The organism is Microbacterium ureisolvens (assembly GCF_019511645.1).
GTDB lineage: Bacteria > Actinomycetota > Actinomycetes > Actinomycetales > Microbacteriaceae > Microbacterium > Microbacterium ureisolvens_A.
The window spans coordinates 79,261-95,897 of record NZ_JAEUAX010000003.1; the positions used below are offsets into that span (position 1 = coordinate 79,261).

Here is a 16,637-nt window from a genome sequence, read left to right on the forward strand (position 1 = left end):
CGTCGATCGTCGCGGGGCGGGCGCTGCCGTCGGCTGCGCCGGCCGCGATCTGTTCACAGCGAACGCCCCGCCCCGCATGTGGAGGAGGGGCGCCGTTCCGACGCGGAACGGCGCCCCTCCGGGCGCACCGCCGGGGATTACCGGCCCACGACCACCTCGGCCGTGTCGGTCGCGGTGTTGCCCGCAGCATCCGTCGCCGTCCAGGTGAAGCGGTAGACGGCGCCGAACACGGCCTTCACCTCGAAGGTGTCGTCATCGACCTGGGTCCACGATGCCCGCGCTCCGGTGTCGCTCACCTCGGTGAGTTCGACACTCACCTCGCCGCGGTCATCGGCCGCGTCGATCGTGAACTCGATCGTGCGCATCCCGTTGTTCGGCGGCCACACCAGCTCCGGATCGGCGGTCACCTCGATGGTCGGGGCCGTCGTGTCGGGCGTCAGGTTCAGCCCGACGATCACCGGGTCGTGGTCGCTCGAGCGGTACGGGTCGGGCGCGTACAGCGCGTCCTGTGCCGGCTGCTTGAACGACATGTCGTAGTCGATCAGACTCGGCTCGTCGGAGTTGATGTGCCACGCCTCGACACCCGACACGTCCGCGGTGAGTGCGGGCTGCGCGAGCGCGTAGTCGAGATAGCCCAACTGGCCGTCGAACACGTACGAGTACGCGTGCTCGCCGTTGAACTGCTTCTCCAGGTCGGTGAAGCCACCCGCGACGAACGCGTCGATCGAGTCCTCGTGGTCGTACGAGTTGAGGTCGCCGATCACGATCGCGCGGCCGTCGGGCGCCACGGTCGTGTTCAGCCAGTTCGTGAGCGCCTTGGCCGCTGCCGTGCGGGACGCGCTGCAGTTGCCCTGGCCATCCTTGAGGTCGGGGCTCTCGGCGCACGCCGAGCCCTTCGACTTCAGGTGGTTGACCGACACGACGAACTCGTCGCCCGACGCGCTCGCCGCGAACCGCTGCGTGAGCCCCGGACGATGGCGATCGTCCGACCAGGTCGGGTCGACCGCGCTCGTCATCAACTGGTACCCGCCCACCGGTGTCACCGTCGACGGCTTGTAGATGAGCGCCGTGGCGATGGCGTCCGTGCCGATGACACCGGTGGTCACCGGAACGTAGGTGCCTGCGCCGACCTTCGCGTTGAGCGCGTCGGCGAGCGCCTTCACCGCTGTGCCGTTGTTCTCGATCTCGAGGAGCCCGAACACGTCGGCGTCGATGTCGGCGAGCGCCGCCACGATCTTGTCCTGCTGGCGCTGGAACTCCTCCTCCGAGTCGGCGCCCCGAGTGCGGTCGTCGTCGCGGTCGTTGGTCGGGGTGGGGTCGATGGTGGTGAAGTAGTTCAGCACGTTGAAGCTCGAGATCTTCAGGTCGCCGCCCACGTCGGGCACGCCGGTCCGCGCGTTGGCGAGCGTGAAGTCGGCCCCCTCGGTCGGTTGCACCCCCCACGTGTCGAAGCGGTAGTCGAGCACGCCGTTGGCGTTCTGAACCAGGTCGCCGCTGCGGAACGAGTGCTCGAGCGTGAACACCGCGCCGTCCGGGTGGAGGGCCGGATCGGGGTTCTGACTGCCGCGACCGTCGTCCAGCGTGATGCTGTTCTCGAGGTTCGCCGCGGCGAGGGCGTTGGCCGCCGCCCCGGGCTCGACGACCGCCGTCGGCTGGTCGAGGCGCCCGTTCGTGAGCGTGATCGTGCCGAAGCGGCCGTACTCGAACGTCTCGCCGATCGCGAGGTTCTGCGGGAGCGTCACGTACGTGCCCTCGAGCGCCTCGCGCTGCGCGGTCGTCGCCGGGAGGGTGAGCTCCGCCGCCGTCGGAAGCGCCTGGCCGGTCGCACACACCTCGACGTCGCCCGCTACGACCTGGGTGAGGCCGTAGTACTCCGCGACCTCGCCCGCGACGCTGACGCTGTCGCCGGGGTTCACCGCCGCGCCGCCGGGCGCATAGACGAAGATGCCGTCCGACGTCGCCGGGTCGCCGTCACCGGCGTCCTGCACGTAGTAGCCGTCGTACCCGCCGGTCTGGAAGTCGCCCACGACGACGCCTTCGATCAGCACGTCCTGTCCCTGGATCGGCGACGCGGCGCCAGAACCCTGCACCGACCCGATCGTGACCGGCGTGGCCGCGCAGTCCGCCACCGGCTCCGGATCCGGGTCAGAAGGCGTCAGGTGCCAGCCGAGGCCGTCGAAGGTGTCGGTTGCGTAGCCGCTCCACTCGACAGCAGGGTCGAACGGGTTCGTGCCGTCGGCGTCGCCGACCCCGACCCCGGCGTTGCGGCGCAGGCTGTTGTCGGCGGTGGAGGTGAGTCCGGTGCCCCACTCGGTGCCGGGGTCGGCGCCGACCTGGCCGATGACATCGACGGCAGCGGTTCCCTTGACCAGCGCGACGGCGTCGTCGCCGTTGAAGAGCCCTGAGGCGGTGGTCTGGTCGGCCTGCGCGAGGATCGCGGGCGCCGCGGACGCGTGAGCGAACACGAAGACGTCGCCCGGGGCGACCGTGCCGGTGAGGTCGGCCGTGAAGCCGGCAGTCGCACCGCCGTTGAAGAACACCTGCAACTTGTAGCCGGCGGCCGCGAGGTCGACCGCCTGGGTCGACGGGTTGTAGATCTCGATCGCCTTGTTGTTCGACAGGCCCTCGACGTACTCGCTGATGAGCAGATCGCCGGATGCTGCGGCCGCGGGCGCCGCGGATGCGACGACTCCTCCGGCGGCGAGCGCCGCCGCCGCTATCGCGGCGGCGATGGGACGGTGTGCTGGGGACACGAAACCTCCACAGGATGACGGCGGTCTGTGGACCGCGCATGGAAAAGGGGCGGCGTGGTCGCCGCCCATTCGTCACAAGCTAGGGGAGCAGCATCCGTCATCGGAAGACCCCCGGGCGGAGAACTCCTTAACGTTCGGTATCGCCGCGGTCCAGAATGGGACCCATGACCGCGACCGACGCGACGCCCTTCCGCGTCGTGTTCGTGTGCACCGGCAACATCTGCCGGTCGCCGATGGCGGAGGTGGTGTTCCGGGACTTCGCGGATGCCTCGGGGCTGGGCGCTCGCGTCGCCTCGACGAGCGCCGGCACCGGCGACTGGCACGTCGGCGAGCAGGCGGATCTGCGGACCATCGAGGCGCTCGAGCGCGCAGGCTACGACGGCAGGCACCACCGCGCGCGGCAGTTCACGCACGCGGACTTCGCGCGCAGCGATCTGGTCGTCGCGCTCGACCGGAGCCACGAGAGGATCCTGCGCGGATGGGCCCGCACCGAGGGCGACGCCGACAAGATCGCGTTACTGCTGTCGTTCGATCCGGCGGCCCGCACGATGGACGTGCCGGACCCGTACTATGCCGGGCCCGGAATGTTCGACGAGGTGCTCGGTATGATCGAGAGCGCGAGCCGGGCGCTCTTCCGGCAACTCGAACCCGCCATCCGCCCGGTGTGAACACGCCGGATCGACGGTCGTCTTCTCCGAGACCGACGGGAGCCCCCATGACCTCTCTGCCTCCTCAGCCCCTCAGCCCCCTCGACGGGCGCTACCGTCCCGCCGTCGGCGAGCTCGGCGAATACCTTTCGGAAGCCGGCCTGAACCGCGCCCGCGTCGAGGTCGAGGTGGAGTGGCTCATCGCCCTCACCGACCGCTCGCTGTTCGGCACGTCGCCCCTCGCCGAGGCCGACAAGGAGCGCCTGCGCGCGCTGTACCTCGAGTTCGGGCAGTCCGAGATCGACTGGCTCGCCGAGAAGGAGTCGGTCACCCGCCACGACGTCAAGGCCGTCGAGTACCTGGTGCGCGATCGCCTCACGGCTCTCGACCTCGACGCGATCGCCGAGCTGACCCACTTCGCATGCACCAGCGAGGACATCAACTCCACGTCCTACGCGCTCACGGTGCAGCGCGCCGTGCAGCGCGTGTGGCTGCCGAAGCTGCGGGCCGTCATCGCAGCGCTCACCGAGCTCGCGGTGAACCACCGCGACGCCGCGATGCTCTCGCGCACGCACGGCCAGCCGGCGACGCCGTCGACCATGGGCAAGGAGCTCGGCGTGTTCGCGTGGCGCCTGGCCCGCGTCGCCGACCAGATCGAGGGCGGCGAGTACCTCGCGAAGTTCTCGGGCGCCACCGGCACGTGGTCCGCCCATCTCTCGGCCGCTCCGGACGTGGACTGGCCCGAGGTCTCGCGTGCCTTCATCGAGGGCCTCGGTCTCGACTTCAACATCCTGACCACCCAGATCGAGTCGCACGACTGGCAGGTCGAGCTGTACGACCGCGTCCGTCACGCCGGTGGAATCCTGCACAACCTCGCCACCGACATCTGGACGTACATCTCGATCGGCTACTTCACGCAGATCCCGGTGGCCGGCGCGACCGGCTCTTCGACGATGCCGCACAAGATCAACCCGATCCGCTTCGAGAACGCCGAGGCGAACCTCGAGATCTCGGGCGGCCTGCTCGCGACGCTGTCGCAGACGCTCGTCACGAGCCGCCTGCAGCGCGACCTCACCGACTCGACGACGCAGCGCAACATCGGCGTGGCCTTCGGGCATTCGCTCCTCGCCCTCGACAACCTGCAGCGGGGGCTCAAGGAGATCTCCCTCGCCGAGGACGCGCTGCTGGCCGACCTCGACGCGAACTGGGAGGTGCTCGCCGAGGCGATCCAGACCGTCGTGCGGGCCGAGATCGCTGCCGGCCGCTCGCAGATCAGCGACCCGTACGCGCTGCTCAAGGACCTCACCCGCGGCCGCCGTGTCGGCGCTCCCGAACTCGCCGAGTTCGTGCGGGGCCTCGACATCGGCGACGAGGCGAAGGAGCGCCTGCTCGCCTTGACGCCTGCGACGTACGACGGCCTCGCCTCGAAGCTGGTCGACGAGCTCGGCTGACCCGTCGGGGCCGGAAGCCCTCACAGACTTCGCAGACCATCACCGAACTCGCAGGGATCGAGCCAAGACCTGCGAGATCCGTGCGATTCTGCGAAGTCTGTGTGCCTTCGGGGCGTAGGGGTCAGGCCTTCGGATCACCGGATGCCGCGGCATCCGGCTTGTCGCCGTGCTCGGGGCCGTCGGAGTCGTCGTCGAAGAGCACCGGCTTGTCGATCTGCTTCGTCACCTGCGCGGGGTCGACCGCGAGCAGCAGCAGCGACACGACGAGCAGCACGGCGATGAAGCTGATGCCGGCGATCACGAGGGCCGTGACGACCGCGCGCTCGGCCTCGCCGGGTGCGCGCTGCTGGAAGAAGCCCATCGACACGAGGGTCACGATGCCCGCGAACAGGGCTGCCGCGAAGGCGAGCCCGAGCAGCTGCAGGGGCTTCATGAGGTCGCGGCGGGTGGGGCTTTCGTGGCTCACGCGGAGTCCTTCTGCGGGGTGGGATCGGCGGACGCGGACGCCTCCGCCGTGATGTCGGGGGTGTCTTCGGCATCCGCGGGGCGCGGCGAGAAGCCGGCGATGCCGAGGTACACCGCGACGATGGCGGCGTACCCGCCGAACAGGCCGACGCCGATCGTGATGCCGGTGAGGGTGAACGTGGCGTGCGCCTCGTCGATCGTGTAATCCAGCGCGTACGCGGGCTGCACGAACAGCAGCGCGATGCCGAGGAGGATCGTCAGGGCGCCGACGACGGCCGCATCGCGGCTCTCGGAGCGGGGGCCGACGACCGCGGCGGGACGCGCATCGGCGACGCCGGGCACGATCTCGCGACGCTCGCGACGGCCGAGGAGGCCGCGCCAGCCCGCGATGAGCTCGATGACGCCGCTGATGAGGGCCCACGCGATCACGATGACGAAGTACCCGGTGACGGTGCGCAGCGGGTAGAGGCCGCTCGCCATGCCCGCCACGATGGCGACGCCGCCGAGCGCGGCCGAGGGCCAGCGCAGACCCTTCGGGTAGACGAGCCATACCGCGAGCAGCAGCACGAGCCCCGTCGCGATGGTGAAGCCGCTGAACACCGAGCTGCCGACCATGGCGGAGTGGTCGGGCGAGAACGTGATCATGAGCGCAGCGAGCGCAGCGAAGGCGGCGCGCGCGAGCTGCACGTGGCGCACGGCGAACGTGCGGGAATCGGCTGAGGTCACGGTGATCCTGCGGAGCGGCGGGTTCTCAGAAGTGAGAACGGATGCCCCCAGTCTACGTCCGTCGCGGCTGAGAGCTTCCGGGCACGATCCGCCCTGTCACTCCAGGGTGTCGAGGATCGCGGTGAGCAGCTCGAAGGTGGTCAGCGGCGAGATGATCGCGAACCGCAGCACGGGCTCGCCGGCGTGGGAGCTGGGCACCACGAATGCGTGCTGCTCCTCGAGCAGGCGATCCGACCACGCCTCGTAGTCGGCGAGGGTCCATCCCTCACGACGGAACACCACGACCGACAGCTGCGGGTCGCGCACGAGCGACAGTGCGCCGCGCGACTCGATCTCGTCGGCGATGCGCCGGGCGAGGTCGATGCCGTACTCGATGGTGGCGCGGTACTGGTCGGTGCCGTGGGTGGCGAGCGAGAACCACATCGGCAGGCCCCGCGCGCGGCGGGTGAGCTGGATGGCGAGGTCCGACGGGTTCCAGTCGGGCTTGCCGGTGAGCGTGTCGAGGTACTCGGCCTTCTGCGTGTGGGCCGCCAGCGCCAGGGCGGGCTCCCGGTAGATGAGCGCACACGCGTCGAAGGGGGCGAACAGCCACTTGTGCGGATCGACGATGACCGAGTCCGCGAGCTCGACGCCCGCGAACACGGGTCGCATCCTCTCGACGAGCATCGCCGCGAGGCCGTACGCGCCGTCGACATGGAACCAGATGCCGCGTTCGCGCGCGACGGCCCCGACGCTCGCGATGTCGTCGACGATGCCGAAGTTGGTCGTGCCCCCGGTGGCGACCACCGCGAACACCGCGTCACCGTACTCGTCGAGCACGCGCTCGACGGCGTCGCCGTGCAGGCGCCCGTTCGCGTCGACCTCGGCCGTGGCGACGTCGACGTCCATGACCGCCGCGGCCGAGGCGATCGACGAGTGCGCTTCGGCGCTGCACACCACGACCCACCGCGGCGGAGTCGCGCGCCCCTCGTCGGCGGCGCGCCGGCGCGCAGCATCCCGAGCCGTCACCAACGCCGAGAGGTTGCCGATCGTGCCGCCCTGTACGAAGACGCCCCCAGCCCCGGCAGGCAGGTCGAACTCCTTCGCGAGCCAGTGCAGCACCTCGTTCTCGGCGTACACGGCGCCGGCCCCCTCCACCCACGAGCCTCCGTAGATGGCGGATGCGGAGACCACCACGTCGAACGCGAGCGAGGCCTTGCTCGGGGCCGAGGGGATGAACGACAGGTACCCGGGGTGGTCGGTCGACACGCACGCGGGGGCGAGGACGTTCTCGAACAGAGCGATCGCCCGCCGCGAGCCGATGCCCTCGGGCGTGATCGAACCGGACGCCAGCCGCTCCAGGTCGCGGGGGGTCTTCGGCTTGTCGAGCGGCACATCCTCGTACAGCGCGCGGCGCCGCGCGTACTCCAGCACGTCCTCGACGGTGTGACGGGTGTCGGCCGAGATGGCGTGCATCTGCTCGGGGGCGCTGGGCGAGGTCATGGGGTGCTCCTGCCGATCGGGTGACACCTCACGCTAGAGGGGTGGAGGGCCGCCGTTCAAGGGCGCGCACGCCGCGGCCGGGGCATCGCAACATGGTGCAACGTGCGCGCGCCTAGCCTCGGATCAGAGGGCGGCGAACGCCCGCCCCAGGGAAGTGATATCGATGACGATCCTGACCGACTCGCACGCTGCCCACGCCGCCGCGGCCCCCACGGGAACGATGCGCGCCGCCGTCGTGACCGCGCCCGACCGGGCCCTCGAAGTGCGCGACGTGCCCGTGCCCACACCCGGACCCGGCCAGGCGCTGGTGAAGGTGCTGACCACCGGCGTGTGCCACACCGACCTCCATGCGGCCCGCGGCGACTGGCCCGTCGCGCCGAAGGCCGACCTCATCCCGGGGCATGAGGGGTACGGCCGTGTCGTCGCCCTCGGCGACGGCGTGACCTCGCTCGCGATCGGCGACCTCGTCGGCAACGCGTGGCTGTGGAGCGCCTGCGGCGTCTGCGAGTTCTGCCGCACCGGATGGGAGACCCTGTGCCCCGACCAGCAGAACGGCGGCTACTCGGTCGACGGCAGCTTCGGCGAGTACATGCTCGTCGACGAGCGCTTCGCCGCCCGCATCCCCGAGGGTGCCGACCCCGTCGAGGTCGCCCCGATCCTCTGCGCGGGCGTCACCGTCTACAAGGGACTCAAGATGACCGAGGCCCGGCCCGGCCAGTGGATCGTGATCTCGGGGATCGGCGGCCTGGGCCACATCGCGGTGCAGTACGCCCGCGCGATGGGCCTGCGCGTCGCCGCCGTCGACATCGATGACGCCAAGCTGGAGCTCGCCCGCCGGCACGGCGCCGAGCTTACGGTCAACGCGCTCACCCAGGACCCTGCCGCCGTCGTCCAGGAGCGCACCGGCGGCGCGCACGGCGTGCTCGTCACCGCGGTGCACCCGCAGGCCTTCGGCCAGGCGCTGGGTGTCGCCCGCCGCGGCGCGACCATCGTCTTCAACGGTCTCCCGCCCGGGGATTTCCCCGCGGACATCTTCGACATCGTGCTCCGCGCGATCACGATCCGGGGATCGATCGTCGGCACGCGCCAGGACATGATCGAGGCCCTGGATTTCTACGCGCGCGGTCAGATCCACCCGACCGTCGCGGTGGAGTCGATCGACGACATCAACGACATCTTCGAGCGCATGGAGCACGGCAAGATCGACGGCCGCATCGTGATGCGGTTCGAGTGACACCGACGGGGTGACGCGGGAGAACAGGGGCGGGGCGGATGCCTCGCCCCTGTGTCTTGCCGTTCGCGACGATCGAGCACGAATGGAGAAGCGGCGCCGAGACCGCGTCGGTAGCGTGAGGCTCACGGGACGCGACGGCGCCCACGAGCGTGAGGAGAGCATCATGGCGAAGACGACATCGGACGGCCTGTCGCAGGAGGAGCGCGAGGCGGTCAAGCAGCGCGCGAAGGAGCTGCGCGACCAGGCCAAGGCGGGCAAGAGCCGCGAGGCGGGCACGAAGCAGGTGCTCGAGGCGATCGCGAAGCTCGACGGCACCGACAAGGAGATCGCCGAAGGCCTGCACAAGGTGGTCGGCGAGGTCGCCCCCGACCTCGTGCCCAAGACGTTCTACGGCTTCCCCGCCTACGCGAACGCGAACGGCAAGGTCGTGGTCTTCACCCAGCCGGCCTCGAAGTTCAAGACACGCTACGCGACCATCAACTTCGACGAGCCCGCCCACCTCGACGACGGCGACATCTGGTCGACCGGCTTCGCCGTGCTCGCCTGGACGCCCGCCGTCGAGAAGAAGATCAGCGAGCTCGTCGCCACGGCGGTGGCCTAAGTCGGTACGGCCGGCGCACAGCGGGGCGCAGCATCCGTGATCGGAACGGATGCCGCGCCCCGCCGCTGTCGTGGATCGCGGTCAGCGGTCGGGGGCGGCCGGCCTCGCCGCCGCGCGGTCGGCGTGACCCAGGGCTCGGCCCGGGGCGATGCGGTCGCGCACGCGGCGCTTGAGCGCGACGATGTCGGGGAAGCCGCCGTCGGTCGCGCGCGACCACACGAGCTCGTCGTCGGCGTAGACCTCGAAGATCCCGCCGGTGCCGGGCTGCAGTGTCGCTCCGCCGCCCATGAGCTCGTCCTGGAAGGTCGTCAGGAGCTCCTGCGCGACCCATGCCGCACGGAGCATCCATGCGCACTGCGTGCAGTAGACGACGCGGATGATGTGCGTCATGCGGCGCTCCCCTCAGCCGCGAGGAACTCCGCCGCCGCGTCCCGGAAGGCCCGCGAGCCGGGCGCGTTGAAGTGGTGCCGCCCCGGGATCTCGAGGAACGTGCCGTGGGGCGCCGTCGCGGCGAGGGTGCGTGAGCGCTCCAGGATCGCATCCTCCGATCCCGTCGCGAAGAGCACCGGCTGCCGCGGCGGCCGCTCGGGATCGGGATCGGCATCGCCGAAGCGCATGCCCTCGGCGAGCGCGATGAGAGCGCCCAGGTCGTTGTCCGGTACACGCTCGGCGAGCTTCACGTAGTTCTGCGTCACCGCGTCCTCGACGGGTATGCCCTTCTCGGCATACGCGCGGGCCTGCTCGATCCGCAGCCGCCCGAGCGGGCGTCCGTCGGGGATTCCGCCCAGCACCGCCCGGCTGACGTGCTCCGGGGCGTCGACGGCGAGCTGCCAGCCCACACGAGCCCCGAGGGAGTACCCGACGTACCGGACATCGTCTACGAGATACGTGTCGAGCACCGCGATGAGGTCGGCGACGAAGGCGCCCATCGAGTACGCCGACGGGTCATGGGGCTTGTCGCTGGCACCATGGCCGCGCTGATCGACGCCGATCACGCGGTACCCGGCGTCGGTGAGCATGCGCACCCATCCTGTCGCGACCCAGTTGTCGCGGCAGCTCGATGCGAAGCCGTGAACGCATAAGACTGTGTCGCCGTCGGGCTCGCCCCAGGAGTACGTCGCGAGCTGATGACCCTCGGCCGACATGATGTAGCTCGGGGGCGGCATCTCGGTGCGCACGAGCGGGGCGACGGCATCCATATCGCCATTCTGCTCCCGCACCCGCACGTCGACCCGCACACGAGCCTGGAAGGCGTTCCCCAGTCCTTTCCGCCCGGGCGGAAAGCGGTACAGATTACGCCGCCGCGCGACGAATCGCAACGGGCTGAGCAACCTGCACCCCGCCGCCTACCTTCGGGGCATGAGCACCGACAACCGCGATCACCGCACGACGGATCCGCGGCGGACCGACGGGGACCTCGCCCGCGACCCCGATGTCGACCGCACCCGTCCACTGGCCCAGGACCCCCGGGTCGACACCGACCGCGACGGCGTGCCGGACGTGCAGGAGACACGCCGTGCCCGCGACATCGACGTCGCCGCCGAGAACCGTGAGGCGTCGCTGCGCGACGTCGTGGCCGCGCGCGAGCGGGAGCGCTTCGGCGGCATCAAGTTCGGCAGTGCCTTCTTCGGCTGGCTCACGGCGCTGGGCGCGCTCGTCGCGCTGACCGCCGTGGTCGCCGCGATCGGCGCTGCCACAGGCCTCACCTCGCCTCAGGCGGTGGACGACGCCGCCGAGGCCGCGACCGACAACATGGGCGCCGCGACCGTCATCGGAGCGATCGCCATCGCCCTCGTGCTGTTCGTCGCGTATTTCGCCGGCGGTTACGTCGCCGGCCGTATGGCGCGGTTCAGCGGTGCGAAGCAGGGCTTCGCCGTGTGGCTGTGGGCGATCCTCATCGCGATCGTCGTCGCCGTGATCACGCTGATCGCCGGCAGCCAGTGGGACATCCTCGCGAACGTCGACATCTTCCCGCGCATCCCGGTCACCGCCGACACGGCGACGCTGACCGGCATCCTCACCGCCATCGGCGCCGCGGTGATCACGCTCGTCGCCGCGGTCCTGGGCGGCATGGCCGGCATGAGCTATCACCGCCGCGTCGACCGCGTCGGCCTCGACGGTGTGGCGCGCGCCGATCGCGACCGTTACTGAACCTCGCCCCCTGAAACGAACACGAAGAGAAGGGATCCGCCCATGGGTCTGGATGACGACATCAAGCACAATGCCGAAGACGTGAAAGGCAAGGTGAAGGAGACCGTCGGCGACGCGACCGACAACGAGCGCCTGCAGGCCGAGGGCGTGGCCGATCAAGCCAGCGCCAAGATCAAGAAGGCCGGCGACGACATCAAGGACGCGTTCACCGACGATCGATGATCTGCTGACGACGATGCCTCGGGATCCCGGCGGACCCGGGGCATCGTCGCGCGGGCGCCCGGCTCAGAACACGTCCCAGTCGCGTGCGCGCTCGGCGAGGGCGTCGATGACGCGGGTCGTCGCCGGCGTCGGCGGCTCGGCCGCCGGGATCGCCAGGTGCAGCGTGTTGATCGGCGCCTCCTCCGGCCGGTGCAGCACCTCGACGGTGCCGGCGCCGATGGCGGGCTCGGCCAGATACCGCGGCAGCGCGGAGACACCCGACCCCGCCACCACCGCGGCGAGCACCCCGCGCAGGTCGGGCACCGTCACCGCCACCGGGTTGGCGGGCCGATTCCCGAACTGGCTGCGCCAGTACCGCCGCACGATGGACAGGTCGGCGTCGTACGCCACGAGCGGCAGGTGCTGCAGCGCGGCGGCTGGATCGGCCGCGAGGCGCTTCCGGTCGATCGTGCGGGCGAGCGCCGACGCCCCGACCAGCACGAACTCCTCGTCCACGAGACCGCGATAGCGGATGCCGCGCATCGGCGTCCGCACCGACGACACCACGACGTCGAGCCCGCCGTCGGCCAGTCGCTGGAGCAGCTCGTGGGCGAGGCCGAGGGTGAACGCGAGGCTCACGCCCTGATTCGTGAGCGGCGCCAGGGCGGGAATGACCCGTGACGCCACGACGTCACTCGCGCCGCCCACGCGCACCGTCTCGACGGGCTCGGTCACAGGTGCCGCCCAGACCTCGCGCAGCCGGTCCACCGGCCCTGACACACGGGCAGCCAGGGCCTCGCCGGCGGGCGTCGGGACGGCGCCGCGCGCCGAGCGGGTGAACAGTGCAGTGCCGAGCTCGGCCTCGAGCCGGGCGATGCGCTCGCTCACCGACGGCTGACTCACCCCGAGCCGCGCTGCAGCCGCCGTGATCGATCCCGCTCGGTGCACCTCCAGGAACGTGTACAGCAGGTCGAGTTCTCGCATGCGGCATCTATCCATCAAGAAATCTATGGCCGATAACCAGCATAGGAAATGATGTCGATGGATGCCTCGTTCCTTCGGTCGGCGGCTCGCACGAGTCGCGACCTGAACGGGAGAACACATGGCACACGTACTCATGGCGGTCACCGGCGCGGACGCCATCGCGCTGACCGACGGCACGGCGCACCCGACCGGATTCTGGGCGGAGGAGCTCGTCGAGCTGCACCGCGGGCTCATCGACGCCGGTCACACAGTCGACATCGCGACGCCGGGCGGCGTGCGCCCGACGGTCGACCCCGGCAGCCTCGGCGGGGACGACGCAGACGAGCTGCGCGCGTATCTCGCGTCGATCGAGGCCGTGCTCGCGCACCCGCGCGCCCTCGCCGACGTGAAGGCCGGCGAGTACGACGCGATCGCGCTGCCCGGCGGGCACGGCCCGATGGTGGACCTCGCGACCGATGCCGATCTCGGACGCCTGCTCGTCGACGCGGTCGACCGAGACGCGGTGGTCGGCGTGCTGTGCCATGGTCCGGCGGGACTCTTGAGCGCGGTGCGGGAGGACGGCTCGTTCGCGTTCGCGGGGCGCCGGCTCGCGGTCTTCACCGACCAGGAGGAGCACCAGGGCGGTCTCAAGGACGGCTCACCGTACTTCGTCGAGTCCCGGCTGCGGGATCTCGGCGCGATCGTCGAGTCGGGCGAGCCGTGGTCGGTCACCGTCGTTGCCGACGGGACGCTCGTGAGCGGGCAGAACCCGCAGTCGAGCGTCGCGACGGCTGAGCGCCTCGTCGAGCTGCTCGCGGCGCGCTGACGCCGACCCGGACGGATGCCGCGCCCCGCGGCATCCGTCTCCTGTCGGCGCGACGGGTCAGGCGACCGGCTGCTGCAGCTCGGTCACCCACGTCGACTGGGGGCCGTCGGCCTGGAGGTACACCTCACGGCTCGGGCCGTCGAACTCGCCGCCGTCGGCCGCGACCGCCTGCATGAACGCGCCCCAGGCCTCGCCGATGCCGCTCATCTCGCCGCGGTAGGTGGTGACGGCGGCCCGCTCGCAGGCGGGCAGCTCCACGACCTGCCACCCGTCGCCCTCGAGCGGCTCGTCGCCGGCGATCCACGAGACCCACACGCGCAGGGCGCCGCCGTCGAGCGGCTCGTACCAGAACGTGCCGGGCTCGTGGTATTCGACACCTGCGGCCTCGAGGGCGGCGCGCAGCGGCGGCGAGATGCGGTCGATCACGGCGGGCACGCCCTCGGCACCGGGCGCGACCCCCGATGCGGCATAGACGGTGACGGGTTCGAGCCGGCGGTATTCGATGTCGGTCATCCTGTGCTCTCCTTCGAGGGTCGGGCGCCACGTGCGCATCGCCTCCCGGATCGTCGTCCTGGGTTCGGACGACATCGCCCGCGGCGCATGGCACCGTGCCCATTCTCGGCAAGGAGATGGTCCTGCGCATCTCCCGTCGACGCGGCGCAGACGGACGGCAGGGCGCGCACTCGATCGCGAGCCGAGACCGAGGGCGTGTCAGGGCACGCGGTAGCCCGCGGCACGGAACAGCTCGTACCACTCGGCGCGGGTGAGGGGGATGCCGGAACCCTCCGCGGCGCCGCTCACCCGCTCGGGGTTCGTCGTGCCCAGAACCACCTGCATGCGCGCGGGGTGGCGGGTGATCCACGCCACCGCGATGGCGATCGGCGGCACATCGTATTTCCGCGCGAGGCGGTCGATCACGGCGTTGAGCTCGGGATGGTCGGGCGAGTCGAGGAACACACCGGTGAAGAAGCCCGCCTGGAACGGCGACCACGCCTGTACCGCGATGTCGTGCAGGCGGCAGTAGTCGATGATCCCCCCGCCGTCGAGCGTCAGGGACTGCTCCTCGCCCTGCATGTTCGCGGCGACGCCCTGCGCGATGGTCGGGGAGTGGGTGATCGACAGCTGGATCTGGTTCGCGACGATCGGCTGGCGCACCGATCTCTTGAGCAGATCGATCTGACGGGGAGTGTGGTTCGAGACGCCGAACGCCCGCACCTTGCCCGCGGCCTCGAGCTCGTCGAATGCGCGCGCGACCTCGTCGGGCTCGACGAGCGCATCCGGCCGGTGCAGCAGCAGGATGTCGATGTAGTCGGTGTCGAGCGCACGCAGCGACCCCTCGACCGACTCGACGATGTGCTCGTACGAGAAGTCGAAGTACGGACCCTCGCGCACGATGCCCGCCTTGGTCTGGATGGTGATCTGCCCGCGCTCGGAGGGCGACAGGCGCATCGCCTCGGCGAAGCGCGCCTCGCAGCCGTGGAGGTCGCGGCCGTAGATGTCGGCGTGGTCGAAGAAGTCGATGCCGGCGTCGCGCGCGGTGCGCACGAGGGTGCGCACGGCGTCGTCGTCGAGGTCCTGGATGCGCATGAGCCCGAGCACCACGTTGGGTGCCGGATGCTCGATGCCGCTGATTTCGATGGTCTTCATGGGTTCGCTCTCGGGTCGGGGCAGTACTGCCCGGTCCACGTTAGGCATCGCTCACAAAGAAGTCCAACAACTGTATATTCTGCGATTGAGAACCCGAACGAATGGATCCGCCATGGAGCACCGCCAGCTCGAGTACCTGGTCACGCTCGCCGAGGAGCGGCACTTCACCCGCGCCGCAGAGCGGTGCCGCGTCTCGCAATCCGGTCTGTCGGCCGCGATCCGCCGGCTCGAGCAGGAGCTCGAGGCGAAGCTGTTCGAGCGGACCACGCGCTCGGTCGAGCCGACACCCGCCGCCCTCGCCCTGCTTCCGCACGCCCGCGAGATCCTCGCCCAGGCGGCCGCGGGGCGAGACGCCGTCATCCGCGCCTCGCACCAGCTCGCCGGCTCGCTGCGCGTCGGCGCCGAGCAGTGCCTGGGCGCGGTCGACGTGAACCTGCTCCTCGAGCGCTTCCATCGCCGCCACCCCGCCGTCGACATCCAGTTCGTGCAGGCGGGCTCGCACCAGCTGGTCGACCATGTCGCCGATGGCGAGCTCGACGTCGCCTTCGTCGCGAGCGCCGACCCCCCGCCGGCCCTCGCGGTCGAGGAGCTGGCGCGCATTCCGCTCGTGCTCCTCGTTCCCCCCGGTCATGCCCTGGCGGAGCGCCCGCCGGCGCGCTGGCGGGACCTCCGTGACGCCGACTTCGTGGACTTCCGCCCGGCGTGGGCGCTGCGCACCATCACCGACGACGCGTTCCAGCGACACGGCGTCGAGCGGCGGGTGCGCTGCAGCGTCGACGACGTGCACACTCTCCTCGACCTGGTCGTGCGCGGCCTCGGCGTCGCGATCGTTCCGCAGCACGTCGCGAACAAGCCCCAGGCGAGGGGCCTGGTCGCGCTCCCGGTCCCGCCTGGCGCACCGGAATGGGTCGTGTCGACCCTCGTCGCCGGCAGCGCGTCGCTCGCGCCGCGGCTTCTCGAGATCCTCGACGAGGAGCGAGCCGAAGCCGAAGCCGCATGAGCGTCGTGCTGGTGGAGGGCGAGAGCGACCGGATCGCTCTCGAGACGCTCGCTGCCCGGATGGGGACACGGATGCCGCGCATCCGCGTCGTCGGCGGCTCCAAGGGTGCCCGCCGCGTTGCCGCAGAGCTCGCGGGGGAACACCTCATCGGACTCGTGGACGTGGGGGAGCGCCGCGACTTCGAGCGGGTGCTCGACACGGTGTTCGTATGCGACCCCGACCTCGAGGCCGAGTTCGTGCGCGCACTCGGCGTCGAGGGGGTCGAGGCGGTGATCGCCGAGCAGGGCGAGCTCGACTCGTTCCGGAGCCTTCAGCGCCAGCCGTTCCAGCGCGACCGCCCCGTCGAGGCGCAGCTGGCGCGCTTCTTCGGGGGGCGCAGCGGCAACAAGGCGCGCTACGCCCGGCTGCTCGCGGCGGCGGTGCCGCTTGATCGGGTGCCGCCGCCCCTCGCCGCGCTGCTCGCGTCGCTCTGACCGACACCACCCCGGCG

At 70.8% G+C, this 16,637-nt stretch carries 18 protein-coding genes; 9 read left to right on the top strand and 9 right to left on the bottom strand.

Annotated features, from left to right (window positions below; genetic code table 11):
• Positions 1–137: 137 nt before the first annotated feature.
• Positions 138–2,753, bottom strand: a complete 2,616-nt coding sequence (locus JNB61_RS06950) for an ExeM/NucH family extracellular endonuclease (protein WP_220339170.1) — start codon at positions 2,751–2,753, stop codon at positions 138–140.
• 164 nt (positions 2,754–2,917) lie between these two features.
• Here JNB61_RS06950 and JNB61_RS06955 point away from each other — a divergent pair, with 164 nt between their 5' ends.
• Together JNB61_RS06955 and purB are read left to right on the top strand one after the other, a co-directional pair.
• On the top strand, positions 2,918–3,421 hold the full coding sequence (locus JNB61_RS06955) for a low molecular weight protein-tyrosine-phosphatase (protein WP_159840830.1): 504 nt from the start codon (positions 2,918–2,920) through the stop codon (positions 3,419–3,421).
• Between the two features lie 47 nt (positions 3,422–3,468).
• Positions 3,469–4,851: an adenylosuccinate lyase gene (gene purB, locus JNB61_RS06960; protein ID WP_220291148.1), complete on the top strand. Its 1,383-nt coding sequence runs from the start codon at positions 3,469–3,471 to the stop codon at positions 4,849–4,851.
• 121 nt (positions 4,852–4,972) lie between these two features.
• Here the strand turns inward: purB and JNB61_RS06965 are convergent, their stop codons facing one another.
• The 3 genes from JNB61_RS06965 to JNB61_RS06975 all read right to left on the bottom strand — a co-directional run bounded on the left by JNB61_RS06965 (position 4,973) and on the right by JNB61_RS06975 (position 7,524).
• Positions 4,973–5,317, bottom strand: a complete 345-nt coding sequence (locus tag JNB61_RS06965) for an amino acid transporter (protein WP_220339171.1) — start codon at positions 5,315–5,317, stop codon at positions 4,973–4,975.
• Positions 5,314–6,042, bottom strand: a complete 729-nt coding sequence (locus JNB61_RS06970) for an acyl-CoA synthetase (protein WP_159840824.1) — start codon at positions 6,040–6,042, stop codon at positions 5,314–5,316. The genes JNB61_RS06965 and JNB61_RS06970 overlap by 4 nt, the downstream gene beginning before the upstream one ends.
• 96 nt (positions 6,043–6,138) lie before the next feature.
• Positions 6,139–7,524 (bottom strand): pyridoxal phosphate-dependent decarboxylase family protein, encoded by a 1,386-nt coding sequence (locus JNB61_RS06975; RefSeq protein WP_220339172.1) that lies wholly within the window; start codon positions 7,522–7,524, stop codon positions 6,139–6,141.
• Positions 7,525–7,687: 163 nt separating this feature from the next.
• On the opposite strand from JNB61_RS06975, the gene adhP reads away from it, so the two are divergent.
• Complete coding sequence (gene adhP / locus JNB61_RS06980) at positions 7,688–8,758, top strand: alcohol dehydrogenase AdhP (protein ID WP_223214688.1); 1,071 nt, start codon at positions 7,688–7,690, stop codon at positions 8,756–8,758.
• A 163-nt stretch (positions 8,759–8,921) separates the two neighbouring features.
• Entirely contained in the window at positions 8,922–9,359 is a 438-nt protein-coding gene (locus tag JNB61_RS06985) for a hypothetical protein (protein WP_220291139.1), read from the top strand.
• An 81-nt stretch (positions 9,360–9,440) separates the two neighbouring features.
• Here the strand turns inward: JNB61_RS06985 and JNB61_RS06990 are convergent, their stop codons facing one another.
• Together JNB61_RS06990 and JNB61_RS06995 are read right to left on the bottom strand one after the other, a co-directional pair.
• Positions 9,441–9,749, bottom strand: coding sequence for a SelT/SelW/SelH family protein (locus JNB61_RS06990; RefSeq protein WP_220291138.1), 309 nt, complete (start codon positions 9,747–9,749; stop codon positions 9,441–9,443).
• Positions 9,746–10,558 (bottom strand): alpha/beta fold hydrolase, encoded by an 813-nt coding sequence (locus tag JNB61_RS06995; protein ID WP_220339173.1) that lies wholly within the window; start codon positions 10,556–10,558, stop codon positions 9,746–9,748. The genes JNB61_RS06990 and JNB61_RS06995 overlap by 4 nt, the downstream gene beginning before the upstream one ends.
• Positions 10,559–10,718: 160 nt before the next feature.
• Here JNB61_RS06995 and JNB61_RS07000 point away from each other — a divergent pair, with 160 nt between their 5' ends.
• Entirely contained in the window at positions 10,719–11,510 is a 792-nt protein-coding gene (locus JNB61_RS07000; RefSeq protein ID WP_220291133.1) for a YrzE family protein, read from the top strand.
• Positions 11,511–11,552: 42 nt separating this feature from the next.
• Complete coding sequence (locus JNB61_RS07005) at positions 11,553–11,732, top strand: CsbD family protein (protein WP_159840812.1); 180 nt, start codon at positions 11,553–11,555, stop codon at positions 11,730–11,732.
• Positions 11,733–11,795: 63 nt separating this feature from the next.
• On the opposite strand, the gene JNB61_RS07010 is transcribed toward JNB61_RS07005, so the two are convergent.
• Positions 11,796–12,695 carry a LysR family transcriptional regulator gene (locus tag JNB61_RS07010; protein WP_220339174.1) on the bottom strand — a complete coding sequence of 300 codons (900 nt, stop codon included), beginning with the start codon at positions 12,693–12,695 and terminating at the stop codon, positions 11,796–11,798.
• A 118-nt stretch (positions 12,696–12,813) separates the two neighbouring features.
• Here JNB61_RS07010 and JNB61_RS07015 point away from each other — a divergent pair, with 118 nt between their 5' ends.
• Positions 12,814–13,500, top strand: coding sequence for a type 1 glutamine amidotransferase domain-containing protein (locus JNB61_RS07015; RefSeq protein WP_220339175.1), 687 nt, complete (start codon positions 12,814–12,816; stop codon positions 13,498–13,500).
• Between the two features lie 57 nt (positions 13,501–13,557).
• Here the strand turns inward: JNB61_RS07015 and JNB61_RS07020 are convergent, their stop codons facing one another.
• Positions 13,558–14,013 carry a GyrI-like domain-containing protein gene (locus JNB61_RS07020; protein ID WP_223214689.1) on the bottom strand — a complete coding sequence of 152 codons (456 nt, stop codon included), beginning with the start codon at positions 14,011–14,013 and terminating at the stop codon, positions 13,558–13,560.
• A gap of 198 nt (positions 14,014–14,211) precedes the next feature.
• On the bottom strand, positions 14,212–15,147 hold the full coding sequence (locus tag JNB61_RS07025) for an aldo/keto reductase (RefSeq protein ID WP_220291118.1): 936 nt from the start codon (positions 15,145–15,147) through the stop codon (positions 14,212–14,214).
• Between the two features lie 112 nt (positions 15,148–15,259).
• On the opposite strand from JNB61_RS07025, the gene JNB61_RS07030 reads away from it, so the two are divergent.
• Both JNB61_RS07030 and JNB61_RS07035 read left to right on the top strand, forming a co-directional pair.
• Complete coding sequence (locus JNB61_RS07030; protein WP_220339177.1) at positions 15,260–16,147, top strand: LysR family transcriptional regulator; 888 nt, start codon at positions 15,260–15,262, stop codon at positions 16,145–16,147.
• Positions 16,144–16,620 (top strand): ATP-dependent endonuclease, encoded by a 477-nt coding sequence (locus JNB61_RS07035; protein ID WP_220291114.1) that lies wholly within the window; start codon positions 16,144–16,146, stop codon positions 16,618–16,620. Before JNB61_RS07030 ends, JNB61_RS07035 begins: the two co-directional genes overlap by 4 nt.
• Positions 16,621–16,637: the final 17 nt, after the last annotated feature.